Origin of the sequence: Nocardia higoensis NBRC 100133 (genome assembly GCF_000308595.1) — a bacterium.
In the GTDB taxonomy this organism is placed as follows: Bacteria; Actinomycetota; Actinomycetes; order Mycobacteriales; family Mycobacteriaceae; genus Nocardia; species Nocardia higoensis.
This window is the reverse complement of sequence record NZ_BAGA01000047.1, coordinates 100,280-116,441: the sequence shown is the minus strand read 5'-3', so window position 1 is coordinate 116,441 and position 16,162 is coordinate 100,280. Positions and strand designations below refer to the sequence as shown.

Below are 16,162 nucleotides of genomic sequence, written 5' to 3'. Positions count from 1 at the left end.
ACCCGAGGACCGCCCCGGCGCAGGTGGCGATCAGCTCCAGGCGCGGCCGGTGATGAGCTCGTAGGCCTCCTGGTACTTCCGCCGGGTGGCCTCGACGATATCGGCGGGCACCTCCGGGCCGGGCGGCTCCTTGTCCCAGCCGGTGGAGGTGGCCCAGTCGCGCACGAACTGCTTGTCGAAGGAGGGCTGCGGGTGGCCGGGCTCCCACTGGTCGGCGGGCCAGAACCGGGAGGAGTCGGAGGTGAGGACCTCGTCGCCGAGGGTGAGCACGTCACCGTCCCAGCCGAATTCGACTTTGGTGTCGGCGATGATGACGCCGTTGCCCGCCGCGTGCTCGGCGCCGCGGCGGTAGATCTCCAGGGTGCGTTCACGCAGTGCCTCGGCGACCTCGCGGCCCTCCTGGTTCCCCACATCGGCGAAGGTGATCGGCTCGTCGTGGCCCTCGGAGGCTTTGCTGGTCGGGGTGAAGATCGGCTCGGGCAGCTTGTCGCCGTCACGCAGGCCGGGTGGCAGCGCGACCCCGGACACGGTGCCGGTGGCCTGGTATTCCTTCAGGCCCGAACCGGTCAGATAGCCGCGCGCGATGCACTCCACCGCCAGCATCCGCAGCGGCTTGACCCGCACGCCGCGGCCGCGGAACTCCTCGGGCACGTCGACGGCCGAGACGATGTGGTTGGGAATGTCGGTGAAGAACTCGAACCACCAGTTCGACAGCTGGGTCAGCAGTGCGCCCTTGCCCGGAATCGGCGTGGGCAGCACCACGTCGTACACCGAGACCCGATCCGAGGCGACCAGCAGCAGGGTGTCGCCGTCCTCGTACAGGTCACGCACCTTCCCGGCGTGCACATGCTTCACCGTCGAGCCTCCGAATCCGTGGGTTGCCGCCCGGCTATCGGGCAGGCAAACAATACCGCTCGCCCTCCCCTGCCCCGTGCCGCCAGCCCCGGGACAGCCCGGCGAAGTCGGCCGCGGCTGTCGGGTGATGAGCAGCGCCGGTGTCCCGCCGGCCGATAGGGTTGGGCCGACAGTCCGTGTGGACGGCCCGGCTCCGGCGCCGCCACCCGCGAACCGTTCGTGCCGTGTTCGTCGAAGAGCGAAGGAGTTCCATGTCCGCCCCGAATCTCACCCGCGACCAGGCGATCGAGCGCGCCGCCACGGTCGGCGTCGAGAATTACCGCATCGAACTCGACCTCACCGAGCAGTCCGAAGGGGCGAGTACCTTCGGGTCGCGCACCACCGTCACGTTCACCGCGAAGCCGGGCGCGAGCACCTTCGTCGACATCGTCGCCGCCCGGGTCCGCTCGGCCGTACTCAACGGCGTCGGGCTCGACGTGAGCTCCTACGACGAGTCGACCGGTATCACGCTGCCCGACCTGGCCGAACGCAACGAACTGGTGGTCGAGGCCGACTGCGAGTACTCGCACACCGGCGAGGGCCTGCACCGGATGGTCGACCCGGCCGACGGCGGCGTCTACCTGTACTCGCAGTTCGAGACCGCCGACGCCAAGCGCATGTTCGCCTGCTTCGACCAGCCCGACCTCAAGGCCACCTTCGACATCACCGCCACCGCCCCACTGGACTGGCAGGTGGTCTCCAACGGGCCGGGCGAGCGCACCGACGACGGCACGGTGGCCACCCACACCTTCGCCACCACGCCGAAGATGAGCACCTACCTGGTCGCCATGATCGCCGGCCCTTACGCGAAGTGGACCGACACCTACCGCGACGAGCACGGCGAGATTCCGTTGGGGCTGTACTGCCGCTCCTCGCTGGCCGAGCACATGGACGCCGAGCGACTGTTCACCGAGACCAAGCAGGGCTTCGGCTTCTACCACCGCAACTTCGGCGTGCCCTACGCCTTCGGCAAGTACGACCAGCTGTTCGTGCCGGAGTTCAACGCGGGCGCGATGGAGAACGCGGGCGCGGTCACCTTCCTCGAGGACTACGTCTTCCGGTCCAAGGTCACCCGCGCCTCCTACGAGCGCCGCGCCGAGACCGTGCTGCACGAGATGGCGCACATGTGGTTCGGCGACCTGGTCACCATGAAGTGGTGGGACGATCTGTGGCTCAACGAGTCCTTCGCGACCTTCGCCTCGGTGCTGTGCCAAGCCGAGGCCACCGAATACACCAGCGCCTGGACCACTTTCGCCAACGTGGAGAAGTCCTGGGCCTACCGGCAGGACCAGCTGCCCTCCACCCACCCGATCGCCGCCGACATCCCGGATCTGGCCGCGGTCGAGGTCAACTTCGACGGCATCACCTACGCCAAGGGCGCCAGCGTGCTCAAGCAGCTGGTCTCCTACGTCGGGCTGGAGCCCTTCCTGGCCGGTCTGCGCGACTACTTCGCCGAGCACGCCTACGGCAATGCCACCTTCGACGATCTGCTCGGCGCGCTGGAGAAGTCCTCGGGCCGCGATCTGTCCGGCTGGGGCGCGCAATGGCTCAAGACCACCGGGTTGAACATCCTGCGCCCGGAGTTCGAGGTCGGCGAGGACGGCACGTTCAGCTCGTTCGCGGTGGTGCAGGAAGGCGCGCAGCCGGGCGCGGGTGAGCAGCGCGTGCACCGGCTGGCGATCGGCGTCTACGACGAGGTGGACGGCAAGCTGGTCCGCACCCACCGGGTGGAGCTGGACCTCGACGCCACCGAGCGCACCGAGGTGCCGGAGCTGACCGGTGTCGCGCGCGGCAAGTTCGTGCTGATCAACGACGACGACCTCACCTACTGCTCGGTGCGCCTCGACCCCGAGTCGCTCGAGGTGCTGATCAACCGCATCGGCGATATCGCCGAGCCGCTGCCGCGCACGCTGGCCTGGTCGGCGGCCTGGGAGATGACCCGCCAGGCCGAGTTGCGCGCCCGGGATTTCGTCGCGCTGGTGCAGCGCGGCATCGGCGCGGAGACCGAGATCGGCGTGGTGCAGCGGCTGCTCATGCAGGCGCACACCGCGCTGGGCAGCTACGCCGATCCGGCCTGGGCCGAGGGCGTCGGCTGGACCGAATTCGGCGACCGGCTGCTGGAACTGGCCCGCGAAGCCGAGGCGGGCTCGGACCACCAGCTGGCCTTCGTCAACGCGCTGCTCGGCGCGCGCCTGGAGGCCCGGCACACCGAGGTGCTGCGCGAACTGCTCGACAGCGATCCGGCGACGGTCGGCCTGCCCGGCCTGGTGGTCGACACCGACCTCCGCTGGCGGGTGATCGGCGCGCTGGCCGCGGCGGGCGAGATCGACGCCGACGGCCTCGCGACGCCGGTCATCGACCGCGAGCTGGCCGCCGACCCGACCGCGACCGGCAAGCGGCAGGCCGCCACCGCGGCGACCGCGCGCCCGCAGGCCGAGGTCAAGGCCGATGCCTGGCAGAAGGTGATGAACGACGATTCCATCCCCAACATCACCACCCGCGCGATCGTGGGCGGATTCGCGCCCGCGGGCCAGGGCGAGTTGCTGAAGGATTACGTGCGCAAGTACTTCGAGGAGATCCCGGCGGTGTGGGAGCGGCGCTCGAGCGAGGTCGCCCAGACCGTGGTGGTCGGCCTGTACCCGACGTGGGAGATCAGCGAGGAGGCGGTGGCGGCGGCCGACGAGTTCCTCGCCGGTGACCACCCGCCCGCGCTGCTGCGCCTGGTCTCCGAGGGCAAGGCCGGCATCGAGCGTTCGCTGCGGGCGCGGGCGTTCGACGCGAAGTAGCGGCCGGACACGACGACGGCGCGCTCACCGGTGAAGGTGAGCGCGCCGTTTCGCGTACCGATAGCGCCGCCGGCGGACCGGAGCCGCGCGCGGCCGGGTCTCAGCGACCGATCGCGGCCGCCATCACGCGCACCGCGGACACCAGTCCGTCGATCAGCTTGCCCTGCCGGATCGAGCTGAGCGCGGCGGTGACACCGAGCTGGCAGACGCGATCGTTGGCGCGGTCGGCGATCTCGCGGCCGGAGCGGACCTCGATCACCTTGTCGTTGGGCGAGACGGCGATGAGCACCGAGCGCGACGCGTCCTGGGTGGTCGCGAACAGCTCGTCGACCGCGGCGGAGGCGTCACCGGCGAGATCGCCGATGTAGATGGTGAAGCGCACCTTGGTGGCGCGGGTCGCCTCGATCAGCGCGTTGTCGACCGCAAGGCGCTCTTCGTCGCTGAACGGCGCCTCGACGAACACCGCGCCTGCCTCGTGCACGCCGGAGACCCGGCCGCTGCTGGTGAGGGCGTATCCGTGCGGAAGGTCGGCCTCGACCACCGCGGGCCACTTAGAACTTGCCACTTGCCCGGCCTCCGATCAGCTCCTGGGCGGATTCGATAGCCGCATGACTGCCATGCGGTGCGACGTCGTGGTGACCGCTGCCGATCACCTCGTCGGTGGCACTCCACAGCACCGGCTGGTGAGTCCACTTCTGTCCCAGGTCGAAGTGGACCGGCTTCTCACCGGGCAGCGGCTTACCGAGATACGACAATCCGGCGATCGCCGCGTAGATCACCAGCGGGATGCCGAGGAAGATCAGCACTGTCTCGAGAATGCTCACGGTTCAAAGGTAGACGATGCTGTGTAGTAGACGCGCGTCCGGTCGCACACTCGGCGCGTGTCAGGCCGGTTCACACCAGCCAGACAGCGGCATCCGGCGGCAGCAGATCCCCGACCACCGGGGCGCTGGCCAGCAGCGGATCTCCCTCGGGCAGCACGATCGGCTCGGTGCCGGTGTTCAGCACGCACACCAGTCCGCCGGGCCTGCGGAAGGCCAGCACACCGGGCGAATCGGGCAGCCATTCCAGCCCGTCGCCGACGAATTCGGGACGTGTGCGACGCAATTCGATGGCCGAGCGGTAGAGCGACAGCGTCGACTCGGCTCGGCCGAGCTGGGACCGCACGGTCAGCTCGGCCCATTCCGGCGGGATCGGCAGCCAGGAGCGCGTACCGCGGGAGAAGCCGAACGGCGGGACATCGCCCTCCCACGGTATCGGTACCCGGCAGCCGTCACGGCCGCGCTCGGTGTGCCCCGAGCGTTCCCAGACCGGGTCCTGCAGCACCTCCTCGGGCAGGTCGTCGACATTGGGCAGGCCGAGTTCGGAGCCGTTGTAGACGAAGACCGGGCCGGGTAGCGCCAGCTCGAGCAGGATCATGGCCCTGGCCCTGGCGGTACCGAGGGCGCCGCCGCCGTAGCGGGTGACCTCGCGTTCGATGTCGTGGTTGGACAGCGTCCAGGTGGCCGGGGCGCCGACCTCGGCGACCGCCGCGAGCGAGTGCTCCACCGACTCGCGCACCGCCGCCGCGTCGAAGGGCGTCTCGGCGAGCCGGAAGTTGAACGCCAGGTGCAGTTCGTCGGGGCGCACGTACTCGCCGAAGCGAACGTTGTCGTCGACCCACACCTCGCCAATGGCCACCGCGTGCGGGTACTCGTCGAGCACCTTGCGGATGCCGCGGTGGATGTCGTGCACACCCGGGTTGTTGAACCGCGGATCGCTGTCGTCGTGGATCAGCATCTTGGTGTTGACCTGCGCCAGATCGGGCAGGTCGACGGGCTTGGCCATGCCGTGCGCGACATCGATGCGGAAGCCGTCGACGCCCCGGTCCAGCCAGAACCGCAGCGTCTGCTCGAAGTCGGCGACGACTTCGGGATTCTCCCAGTCGAGGTCGGGCTGCTCGGGGGCGAACAAGTGCAGATACCACTCGCCCAAGCGACCGTCGGCCTCGGTGACCCGGGTCCAGGCCGGGCCGCCGAAGATGCTCGGCCAGTTGTTCGGCGGCAACTCCCCCTCGGCGCCGCGGCCCGCACGGAAGATGTAGCGGGCGCGCTCCGGGCTGCCGGGCGCGGCCGCCAGCGCGGCGGTGAACCAGGGGTGCCGATCGCTGGTGTGGTTGGGAACGAGGTCCATCGTGACCTTGATGCCGCGGGCGTGGGCTTCGGCGAGCAGGGCGTCCATCGCGGACATGCCGCCGAAGAGCGGGTCGATATCGCGCGGGTCGGCCACGTCGTAGCCGCCGTCGGCCATCGGCGAGCGCATCACCGGGCAGATCCACAGCGCGTCGACACCGAGCTCGACGAGGTAGTCGAGCCGCTCGCGGACACCACCGAGATCGCCCACGCCGTCGTCGCCGGAGTCGGCGAACGAGCGGGGGTAGACCTGGTAGAAGACCGCGGAGCGCCACCAGGCGCGGTCGGCATCCGGGGCGGGGCCGTTCCCGGGGGCGGCCGGGTGGACTGAGGGTGTCACTCGGTCGAGGGTCACTCCGCCATGGTGCCGCACGACAGGGCCCGGCGCGCGGCAGGCGTGGGGGCATTCACACCCCGGGCGATTCAGATCGGCGAGTTCATCAGCGAGTGGGCGGCCATCTCGAAGTAGTCCAGCAGCGCCTTGCGGTGTTCGTCGTCGAGCACCTCGGGCTCGATTTCACCGATCGCGATACGCATGCAGCGCAGCCAGGCGTCCCGCTGCAGCGGGCCCACCGTGAACGGCATGTGCCGCATCCGCAGCCGGGGATGGCCGCGCTCGTCGGAATAGGTGCGCGGGCCGCCCCAGTACTGCTCGAGGAACATCCGCATGCGCCGCTCGGCGGGACCGAGGTCGGCTTCCGGATAGAGGGGGCGCAGGATCTCGTCGGCGGCCACCTCGCGGTAGAACACCGCCACCAGGCGGTGGAACGTCTCCGCACCGCCGACCGCGTCGTAGAACGAGGTCGCCGTCTGTTCGCCGGAACTCATCGGGTCCTTTCGATCGCAGAAGTCGCCGCATTCCATTGTGCCCGCCTGCGGTGGGCGGTGACGGCCGCAGGGGCTCGCCGGGGTCGCCGGAAGGCTGCGCTTCGACGGCAGTTCACCGAAGATTGTTCGAAATCACCGTGCAAACGCCCCGGGTTCATGGTCAGATTGTTGGCAGTCTTTCCACCTCGAGATGACCGAATCGGGGTCACCGAATGAAGCAGCGGCACGGCCGATCACCTGAGGCCAGGACCCATCGACAACTGAAGCCCGCCGACGTCCACAATCGTGGGTCGGGGGCTACTCCGCTGCACATCCTGTCCGACTATCACCCGGGAACATCCCAGCCCGGTGACACTGCCCGCCGTGCCGAGCACGGCCATCTCGTCCCGGTGCCCACCGGCACCGATCCCCTCGCGCTCAACTGGTCCAAGCGCCGGGTGCTGCTTCTCAACGCCACCTACGAGCCGCTGACCGCGCTCTCCGCCCGCCGGGCGATCGTCCTGCTCATCTGCGACAAGGCCGACACCGTCCACCACGATCCCGAGGGCTCCACCGTGCATTCCGCCGGGGCCGAGCTCACGGTGCCCTCGGTGATCCGGCTGCGCACCTACGTCCGCGTGCCCTACCGCGCGCGAGTGCCGATGACCCGCGCCGCGCTCATGCACCGTGACCGGTACCGGTGCGGCTACTGCGGCGGCAAGGCCGAGACCATCGACCACGTCGTCCCGCGCAGCCGCGGCGGCGAGCATTCCTGGGAGAACTGCGTCGCCAGCTGCGCGCCGTGCAATCACCGCAAAGCCGACAAGCTGCTCAGCGAACTGGGCTGGACCCTGCGCCACCCGCTGGTGTCCCCCAAGGGCCCGCACTGGCGCCTGCTGTCCACCACGGCCGAGCTCGATCCGTTGTGGTTGCAGTACCTCGGCGAAGGGGCTGCCTGATCGAGGTGCCGGGGGCCGCGTCGGACGCGATCGCGACTCGCGGCTGTCAGGGGGTCTCGACGATCAGAGTCGCCCACGTTCCCGGTTCGAGCGCCTCGAACACGTGCCCGGCATCGCCGGGGTAGGCGATGTAGTCGCCGGGGCCGAGTTCGATCGGTGCGCCGGTGGGCCCGACCAGCGCCCGGCCTGCCGCGAGCAGGATGTGTTCCACCACGCCCGGCGTGTGCGGCTGCGAGACGCGGGCCCGGCCGGGTTCGGCGGTGATGCGGTAGACGTCACGGCGGACGTTGGCCGGTCCCGCGCTGAGCAGTGTCGCCCGGTAGTCCGAGCGTTCGGCGGCCACTACCGGGCCTTCGCCTGCCCGGATCACCTGGACCGCCGGGCGCGGCGGGTCGAGCAGCCGGGAGAACGGCATGTCCAGCGCGACGCACAGCGCCCACAGGGTCTCCAGGCTCGGATTGCCGTTACCGGATTCCAGTTGTGAGAGAGTCGATTTCGCGATGCCCGCGCGCTGGGCGACTTCGCTGAGCGACAGTCCCGCCCGCGCTCGCTCGCGCCGCAGCGATCCCGCGATGACCGCCTGCGGCGTGGCCGCGGGGTCACCTGCCGGCTCGGCCGCGGAATCCGCTGCCCTCGATTCGCTCCGGGTCATTCCTGCCCCTCCCGATCACCGAACACCGCCGCTGTCACGCCGCGGGTTCCACCTGGACGAGTCCACCATCACACAGGCATCGCTCACTCGGCGAATACACCGGCGGCATTTGACCGGACCAGCCGGACGAGTTCATCATAAAATACATGCGTTCGATATGGCGAACACTCGATCGGGACACCGCCCTCGGCATCGCCGCGGTGTGCCTGGCCGTCGGCGTCATCGGCGTCTCCTACGGTACGACCGCCGTGGCCCAGGGTTTCCCCGCCTGGCTGCCCGTCCTGCTCGGCACCGTGGTCCTGGCCGGCGGCGCGGAGTTCCTGTTCCTCGGCATCATCGCCGCGGGCGGCAGCCCGATCGCGGCTGTACTGGCCGGGCTGCTGGTCAATGCCAGGCACCTGCCCTACGGCTTGTCCATCCCCGACGCGGTCGGTACCGGCCCGCGGCGCCTGCTCGGCGTGCACGTCATGAACGACGAGGCCGTCGCGATGGCGCTGGCCGAATCCGACCACGCCCGGCGCAAGGCGGTGTACTGGGCCTGCGGTCTCGGCGTGCTCGCGGTCTGGCCGCTCGGCGCCGCACTGGGCGTCCTGTTGGGCACCCTGGTCCCCGACACCGCCGCCCTCGGCCTCGACGCGGTCTTCCCCGCCGTCCTGCTGGCCCTGGTCCTGCCGGCCCTGCGCGACCGCGCCACCTTCGGCGCGGTCGCCATCGGCACGGCCGCAGCCCTGCTCAGCTCACCGTTCCTCCCGGCCGGGCTCCCCGTCCTGCTCGCCCTCACCGGCTTGGCATACGCCTCGTTCCGGCTGCGCCGCGAGTCGGTTCCCGCCCCCGATGCCGGCCACGCGCAGTCGCACGACAGCGAACAGCCGCGAGTCGGCCACCCCGCGCGGGAGGCGTCGTGATGCTTGCCGCGGGTGTGGTCGCCTTGGCGGCAGGCACCTACGCCTTGCGCTGGGCAGGCCCGGCCCTGCGCAGCCGGGTGCGTTTCCCCGACCACGCCCGCCGCCTGCTCGAGATCGGCGCGGTCGTCCTGCTCGCCGGGCTGGCCGCGGTCACCACACTGCCGCTCGGCACCGGCGAGATCGGTATCGCCATGCCGGCCGGCGTCGCGGTCGCGGGTCTGCTCGCCTGGCGACGCAGCCCGCTGCTGCTCGTCGTCCTCGCCGCCGCGGGCACCACCGCACTGCTCAGGCTGACCGGCCTGCCCTGAACCGGGAGACGACGGACTCCGGCTCCCAGTACTCACCCGCTGGCCAGCCGACCCGGGTCGTGGCCGAACAGCGCATCGCAACCGGCCGGGTACGGGTGCGCACCTGCGAGGCCGTCGGCGATTCGGCGGTCACCCGGCGGCCTGCCGGCCGAGACCGTCCGGATCCGGCCCCGCCCGATCGCGGCGCCCGCCTCGAGCACGTGCCCGGTGAGCAGTCGTCGTGACGGGCCGGGCGATGACCGGCGCGGCCTGCGAGTCAGCTCGGGAAGAGCGGAATACCGCCCCCGCGACGGCGTGCGACCGACCCGTACCGGGCGTCGATGCGCAACCAGGAGCCGGTCGCCCGGACCCGGACGATCTCGCCCTCGGCGATGCGGGGCGATTCGGCGCGGTCACCGGAATGCGGGATGAAGTCCATGGCGGTCAGCGCGAAGACGACCCGCATGGGGACCTCGACCTCGGCGTCCCCGGCCGAGACGGTGAGGACCGTCTGGTCGAGCAGGCCCGCGGGTGGCCCGTGCCTGCTGCCGTGTTCCCTGGCCAGCGCCACGCCGCGTTCGGAGAGTTCCACCAGGGTGCGCGCGGGCACATCGTCGACATGGACGAATCCCTCGGTGGGCGGCAGCGCGGTACGCCAGGCCGAGTCCATGGAGTAGCCGAGGTCGATGGGGCCGCCGGAGCGCAGCCCGGCCTGCACGCGGTCGGCGCCGACGGTGATGTCCGCGACACCGAGGTCACCGGCCACCGTGCGCGTGGCGAGGGTTTCGAAGCCGGTGGTCACCCAGGCCGAGATGTGCCGGTCACCGCGGCGGCGCAGGCGCACCGGCGCGGCTTCGTCCAGGCGCAGGGCGTGGCCGAGGAAGGTGGACAGGTTCGCGCGTTCGGCGGGATCGGCGACGTGCAGCACCGACTGCCCGCTCACTTGTCCATCCACTCCGCCAGGTAGTCGCGCTCGGCGGGGGCGATCCGGCGCAGGCGCTGGGTTTTGATGTCGAACGCGGCGATCTGGGTGGAGGCGACGACCGCGGCGGGCGAGTCGGGCGCCGCGCCCGCGGCGCGCACCTCGTAGCCGACGGTGAAGTCCACCGCGCGCAGCCGCTCGATCCACATGGCGATATCGAGCGGAGTGTCCTCATGGCGTAACTGGCCGCGATAACGCACATGTAAGTCGACCAGGACACAACCCTCCCGCAGTGGGGCGGTGGGCCTGCCGTCCTCGAACAGCCACGGAATGCGCGCCTCCTCGAGGAGAGTCACCATGCGCGCGTGGTTGACGTGCTGGAACACGTCCATATCGGACCAGCGGATGTCCACCTTCGCGTGGAAACGCCTCGGCAGCAGCAGGGTGCTCCCGCTCGCGTGACCATTGCCGTTCGACGCATTCGTCACCGGTACCTCCGTGATAGCCCGATTCCGGCCCGAACTGCGGACCGGGCCGGACTAGGCCATCAAGGGTAGGACAGTCACGCGCCCCGACGCAGGTCCGGGGCGCGCGATTGTGACATATACCGAGAAGGGACCCGGCAGGTCTACGACTGGGCGCCCACCCCGCTCACCATGCTGCGGACCTGCCGCGCGGCCACCGACAGACCGGCCAGATCGTGCGCGCCGGTCTCGAAGATCTCGGCCAGCGCGGCCCGCGCGCGGCCCAGCCTGGACTGGTTCTTCGACTCCCAGTACTGGATCTTCTCGTCGGCGGTCTCCTCCGGATCACCGGCCGACAGCACGTCGAGGGTCAGCGAGCGCAGCGAGGAGTACATGTCGTCGCGGACCGCGAGCCTGGCCAGCGCGTGCCAGCGGTCGCCGCGCTCGAGGTCCGAAATCGCCGCGAGCAGCCAGTCGATCTTGAGGTGGTCGTTGAGCGCGTAGTACATCGCGCCCACCTCGTCGCCGTCGCGGTCGGTGATATCGGCGATGTCGAGGATGTCCAGCAACGGGAACTGGTTGAGCAGGCTGTAGACATCGACGGCCAGATCCCTGGGCGCCCCGCGCGAGACCAGCTCGTCGGCCTGCTCGGTGATGTTGAGGATGTGGTGGCCGCGCAACCAGGTGGACACCTTCGGCGCGTAGGCCCGCACGCCCTCCCGGTACCGGTTGATCTCCGCGCCCACCGCGATGGGCTGCGGCCGGTTGTTGAGCAGCCACCGGGAGGCCCGGTCCAGGGTGCGTTTGGTCTCGAACTCCAGGGAATCGCGCACCGCGACCGGGATGTCGGCCGAACGAATCCGCTCCCACACCTCGCCGAGGCCGAAGATCTCCCGCGCCGCGGTGAACGCGCGCACGGCGTCGGTGGCCGAGGCGCCGCTCTCCTCGTTGAGCCGGAAGGCGTAGCTGATGCCGCCGTAATCGACCATCTCGTTCACCAGCACGGTGGTGACGATCTCGCGGCGCAGCCGGTGCCGCTTGATGGCCGCACCGAACCGCTCGCGCAACGGTTCCGGGAAGTACTCGGGCAGCCGCGCGGCGAAATAGGGCTGATCGGGCAGGTCGGTCTCGAGCAGATCGGCCTTGAGCGAAAGCTTCACGTGCGCCATCAGATTCGCCAGCTCCGGGGAGACCAGCCCCTCGCCCGCGGCCGCGCGGCGCTTCATCTCCGCCTCCGAGGGCAGCGCCTCGAGTTCGCGGTCGAGCCCGCGCCGTTCCTCGAGATCGGCGATCAGGCGGGTGTTCACGTTCGTCATACGTGGCGCCTCGAACCGCGCCAGGCCCATCAGGTAGTTCTGGGAGACGTTGTCGCGCAACACCATCTCGGCGACCTCGTCTGTCATCGAGGCCAGCAGCGGGTTGCGCTCGGCCGCGGGCAGCAGTCCGGCGCTGACCACGCCGTCGAGCAGCACCTTGATATTGACCTCGTGGTCGGAGCAGTCCACGCCGGCGGAGTTGTCCAGCGCGTCGGTGTTCATCTTCCCGCCTGCGCGGCAGAACTCGATCCGTCCGCGGGCGGTCGCGCCCAGATTGCCGCCCTCGCCGATCACCGCGACGCGCAGATCCTTGCCGTCGACCCGGACCGGGTCGTTGGACTTGTCGCCCACCTCGGCATTGGTCTCGGTCGAGGCCTTGATGTAGGTGCCGATGCCGCCGTTCCACAGCAGTTGCGCCGGTGCGAGCAGGATCGCGCGCACCAGTTCCGGCGGCGAGAGTGCGGTCACGCCATCGGGCAGGCCGAGCGCCGCCCGCGCCTGCGCGCTGATCGGCACCGATTTCACGGTGCGATCCCAGACGCCGCCGCCTTCGCTGATCAACGAGCGGTCGTAGTCGGCCCAGCTCGAGCGCGGCAGTGCGAACAGCCGCTGCCGTTCGCGATAGGACCGGGCCGCATCGGGATCCGGATCCAGGAAGATGTGGCGATGGTCGAAGGCGGCGACCAGGCGGATGTGCTCGGACAGCAGCATGCCGTTGCCGAACACGTCGCCGCTCATATCGCCGACGCCGACCACGGTGAAATCTTCGCTCTGGGTGTCGATCCCCATCTCGCGGAAGTGCCGCTTGACGCTCTCCCACGCGCCGCGCGCGGTGATGCCCATCGCCTTGTGGTCGTAGCCCGCCGAGCCGCCCGAGGCGAAGGCGTCGCCCAGCCAGAAGCCGTAGTCGATCGCCACGGCGTTCGCGATGTCGGAGAAGCTGGCGGTGCCCTTGTCGGCGGCGACCACCAGGTAGGTGTCGTCGCCGTCGTAGCGCACCACCCGCGCGGGCGGCACCACCGCGCCGGTGGCCAGGTCGACATTGTCGGTGAGATCGAGCAGGCCGGAGATGAAGGTGCGGTAGCACTCCACCCCCTCGGCGGTCAGCGCCTGGCGGTCGGCGGCCGCGTCGCCGGTGGCCTGCGGCGGCTGCTTGACCACGAAGCCGCCCTTGGCGCCGACCGGGACGATGACCGCGTTCTTCACCGCCTGCGCCTTCACCAGGCCGAGGATCTCGGTGCGGAAGTCCTCGAGCCGGTCCGACCAGCGCAGGCCGCCGCGCGCCACCGAACCGAAGCGCAGGTGCACGCCCTCCACCCGCGGGGAGTAGACGAAGATCTCGAATTGCGGCTTGGGCTTGGGCAACTCGGCGATCTCACGCGGTTCGACCTTCACCGAGATGTAGCCGCGGGCGGCGCCGTCGGTATCGGTCGTGTAGAAGTTGGTGCGCAGGGTGGCCCTGATCAGCCCGAGGATGGCGCGCAGGATGCGGTCGGCGTCGAGGCTGACCACCTGATCGATGCGCTTGCCCAGTTCGGCCTCGCGGTCGGCGGCACGCTCGGCCGAGCAGGTGCCGGGATCGAAGCGGGCGGCGAACAGGTCGGCCAGCAGTGCGGCGATATCGGGGTGGGCCAGCAGCACGCGCGCGATATTGGTCTGCGAGTACGGGAATCCCGCCTGCTGCAGGTATTTCGCGTAGGTCCGCAGCATGGCGACCGAGCGCCACGGCAGCCGGGCGCGCAGGACCAGTTCGTTGAGGCCGTCGGCTTCGGCACGGCCGTACCACATCGCCTCGACGGCGTCGACGAACCGCTGTCGCAGCCCGCTGCCCTCGCCCGCGGCCGACTCCAGCAGTTCGGCGTCGAGATCGCTGTCGAGCGCATTGCGCAGCAGGTCGGGACGGGCCAGCACACCGAAGTCGTAGATCCAGCGTTCCGGTTCCACGCGTACCCGATAGGGCCGCTCGTCGACGACCTCCACCCCCAGACTCTGCAGCACCGGGAGCACCTGGCTCAGCGAGATGCCCGAGCCGGACAACGCCAGCGCGAACCGCCACGCGCCGGGCTCGGCGTCGGGAAGCCGGTAGAGGTGCTGGTCGATGGCGCCCTCGGTCAGCCGCTCCAGCCGGGCGATATCGCGCAGCCCGCGGGCGGGCGAGAAGTCCTGCTTGTAGGACTCCGGGAAGCCGGTCGAATATTCCTGCACCACTTCGGGATCCAGCGTGGGCGCGACGCCTGCCAGCTCGATGAGGTGGTCGGCCCAGGTGCGGCTGGTCTCCGAGAGCAGGTTCTCGATGTGCTTGCGCTTGTCGTCGGAGGTCCGGGCCAGGATCGCCGCGCGATCCGGACCGCCGGATTCCGCGCCGGGCATCCGGACGGTGAAATACACACTGGCCAGATCGCTTTCGCTGACCCGGGCGGAGTAGTCGATGGACTCGCCGCCCAGCTCGCGCACCAGGATCTTCTGCATGCTCAGACGCACGTGGGTGGTGTAGCGGTCGCGCGGCAGGTACACCAGGCAGGCCACGAACCTGCCGTGGGTGTCCGCGCGCAGGAACAGCCGAACCTGCCGTCGCAGACCGACATTCAGCACCGCCTCGGCGGTGCGGCGCATGGTCTGGACGTCGGAGGAGAACAGCTCGGTGCGCGGGAAGGACTGGATGACCTCGAGCATGGCCTGCCCCGAGTAGGACTCCAGCTCGAAACCGCTGCGCTCGATCGCACTGCGCACCCGGCGCGAGATCACCGGGATGTCGAGCACGTTCTCGTGCACCGCGGTCACCGTGAACACGCCGATGAACAGGTGCTCGCCGACGACCGCGCCGGTCGCGTCGACATCGGCGACGCCGACGAAATACGGGTACACCGAGCGGTGCACGGTGGCCGGCACCAGGCCCTGGGTCAGCATCAGCAGCGGCCGGTCGGGGCCGTTGACCGGCACCCGGAAATCGGTGCCGACGCCCGGGCGCAGCACGCCAAGGCAGGTCTCGTCGACCAGGTCGGTGACCGTGCGACCGCCGACGGTGTGCAGCCGGTAGCGCGCGTAGCCGAGCACGGTGAAATAGCCGCCGGCCAGCCAGCGCAACAGCGCCGCGGTGTCGGTGAGATCCCTGGCCAGGAACGGGCCGCCGCCCGCCGCGGCGAGCCGGTCCAGTTCGTCGGCGAGCGCGCTCTGCGCCCGTTCGATGGCGCCGCGGTCGTCGACGACCTGACGCACGTCGGCGACCACATCGCGCAGCGTGTCCGCGAGCTTGTCGAGCACCGCGCGATCGGTGGAGGGATGTAGCTGGACGTGGATCCACGACTCGCGGCGCAGGTCGGCTCCCCCGTGCGCGCCCAGGCCGGATCTGCCCTCGACCCCGTACGCGGCGGCGGCCAGCAGCAGGCCGCTCGCATCGCGTTCGACCTCGAAGATGGGGTGGATGACCTCGGTGATGCTCGCGCCCGCCCGGCTCACCGAGGCGGTGATGGAGTCGACGAGCAGCGACATGTCGTCGGTGACCACCTGCACCGCAGCGCCGATGCCCGACCCGTCCTCGGGATGGTGGACCCGGATCAGCGCGCGGCCCACCGGACGCGTCGCCGCCAGTTCCAGGTGGCGCTGGAAGATCAGCGACACACCGGTGACCACACTGTCCACATCGTCCGCGTCGACGTGGCGGAAATACGCCCGCTCGAGATTTGCCAGCCCCTCGCGCAGCGACTGCGGCAAACTCGCGGCCCAGGCCGCACCGGACAATTCGGACGAGACCGTCATTTTATTCGCCAACTCCCTCGGATCAGACTTCCGCAACAAAGTGACGCAGTCCGAAGGGTAGCTGTGCCGCGCGCGCACGGCAGCGGATTACGGTCCCGCCACCGAAACGCCGGGTTTCGAGGCTTCCGGCACAGCCCCCGATCGGACCCGGGGTTACCTCACGTCGACGCGATCGCGATGAGGACTGCCGGGGCACCGGAACGCGCCTGCGCATGCACGCGGCCCACCTTAGCCACTTCCATC

At 70.2% G+C, this 16,162-nt stretch carries 13 protein-coding genes; 4 read left to right on the top strand and 9 right to left on the bottom strand.

What is annotated here, in order from left to right; all coding sequences use genetic code 11:
- Positions 1-30: 30 nt before the first annotated feature.
- Positions 31-855 carry a phosphoribosylaminoimidazolesuccinocarboxamide synthase gene (locus ON26_RS06140; protein WP_040794984.1) on the bottom strand — a complete coding sequence of 275 codons (825 nt, stop codon included), beginning with the start codon at positions 853-855 and terminating at the stop codon, positions 31-33.
- A gap of 251 nt (positions 856-1,106) precedes the next feature.
- On the opposite strand from ON26_RS06140, the gene pepN reads away from it, so the two are divergent.
- Positions 1,107-3,680, top strand: coding sequence for an aminopeptidase N (gene pepN / locus ON26_RS06135; protein ID WP_040794983.1), 2,574 nt, complete (start codon positions 1,107-1,109; stop codon positions 3,678-3,680).
- A gap of 100 nt (positions 3,681-3,780) precedes the next feature.
- Here the strand turns inward: pepN and ON26_RS06130 are convergent, their stop codons facing one another.
- The 4 genes from ON26_RS06130 to ON26_RS06115 form a co-directional block, all read right to left on the bottom strand.
- Positions 3,781-4,245 carry a DUF5130 domain-containing protein gene (locus tag ON26_RS06130; protein WP_040794982.1) on the bottom strand — a complete coding sequence of 155 codons (465 nt, stop codon included), beginning with the start codon at positions 4,243-4,245 and terminating at the stop codon, positions 3,781-3,783.
- Positions 4,232-4,504, bottom strand: a complete 273-nt coding sequence (ctaJ, locus tag ON26_RS06125; RefSeq protein WP_040794981.1) for an aa3-type cytochrome oxidase subunit CtaJ — start codon at positions 4,502-4,504, stop codon at positions 4,232-4,234. Before ctaJ ends, ON26_RS06130 begins: the two co-directional genes overlap by 14 nt.
- Positions 4,505-4,574: 70 nt before the next feature.
- Positions 4,575-6,191, bottom strand: coding sequence for a glycoside hydrolase family 13 protein (locus tag ON26_RS06120; protein ID WP_040794980.1), 1,617 nt, complete (start codon positions 6,189-6,191; stop codon positions 4,575-4,577).
- Positions 6,192-6,274: 83 nt separating this feature from the next.
- Positions 6,275-6,679 (bottom strand): globin, encoded by a 405-nt coding sequence (locus ON26_RS06115; RefSeq protein ID WP_040794979.1) that lies wholly within the window; start codon positions 6,677-6,679, stop codon positions 6,275-6,277.
- Between the two features lie 212 nt (positions 6,680-6,891).
- Between ON26_RS06115 and ON26_RS06110 the strand changes: the two genes are divergently transcribed.
- Positions 6,892-7,617 carry an HNH endonuclease gene (locus ON26_RS06110; protein ID WP_174375371.1) on the top strand — a complete coding sequence of 242 codons (726 nt, stop codon included), beginning with the start codon at positions 6,892-6,894 and terminating at the stop codon, positions 7,615-7,617.
- Between the two features lie 46 nt (positions 7,618-7,663).
- Here the strand turns inward: ON26_RS06110 and ON26_RS06105 are convergent, their stop codons facing one another.
- Positions 7,664-8,269, bottom strand: a complete 606-nt coding sequence (locus ON26_RS06105) for a helix-turn-helix domain-containing protein (RefSeq protein ID WP_083883772.1) — start codon at positions 8,267-8,269, stop codon at positions 7,664-7,666.
- Positions 8,270-8,415: 146 nt separating this feature from the next.
- Here ON26_RS06105 and ON26_RS06100 point away from each other — a divergent pair, with 146 nt between their 5' ends.
- Complete coding sequence (locus ON26_RS06100) at positions 8,416-9,174, top strand: AzlC family ABC transporter permease (RefSeq protein WP_040794977.1); 759 nt, start codon at positions 8,416-8,418, stop codon at positions 9,172-9,174.
- On the top strand, positions 9,174-9,482 hold the full coding sequence (locus ON26_RS06095; protein ID WP_040794976.1) for an AzlD domain-containing protein: 309 nt from the start codon (positions 9,174-9,176) through the stop codon (positions 9,480-9,482). Before ON26_RS06100 ends, ON26_RS06095 begins: the two co-directional genes overlap by 1 nt.
- 256 nt (positions 9,483-9,738) lie before the next feature.
- Here ON26_RS06095 and ON26_RS06090 read toward each other — a convergent pair whose 3' ends face one another.
- From ON26_RS06090 to ON26_RS06080, 3 genes are all read right to left on the bottom strand, one after another.
- Positions 9,739-10,404, bottom strand: coding sequence for a DUF8185 domain-containing protein (locus ON26_RS06090; protein WP_040794975.1), 666 nt, complete (start codon positions 10,402-10,404; stop codon positions 9,739-9,741).
- A complete protein-coding gene (locus ON26_RS06085) occupies positions 10,401-10,826 on the bottom strand; it encodes an acyl-CoA thioesterase (protein ID WP_051026741.1) in 426 nt (141 codons plus the stop codon). The genes ON26_RS06090 and ON26_RS06085 overlap by 4 nt, the downstream gene beginning before the upstream one ends.
- Before the next feature lie 185 nt (positions 10,827-11,011).
- Positions 11,012-15,919 carry an NAD-glutamate dehydrogenase gene (locus ON26_RS06080; RefSeq protein ID WP_040794973.1) on the bottom strand — a complete coding sequence of 1,636 codons (4,908 nt, stop codon included), beginning with the start codon at positions 15,917-15,919 and terminating at the stop codon, positions 11,012-11,014.
- Between the last annotated feature and the right edge of the window lie 243 nt (positions 15,920-16,162).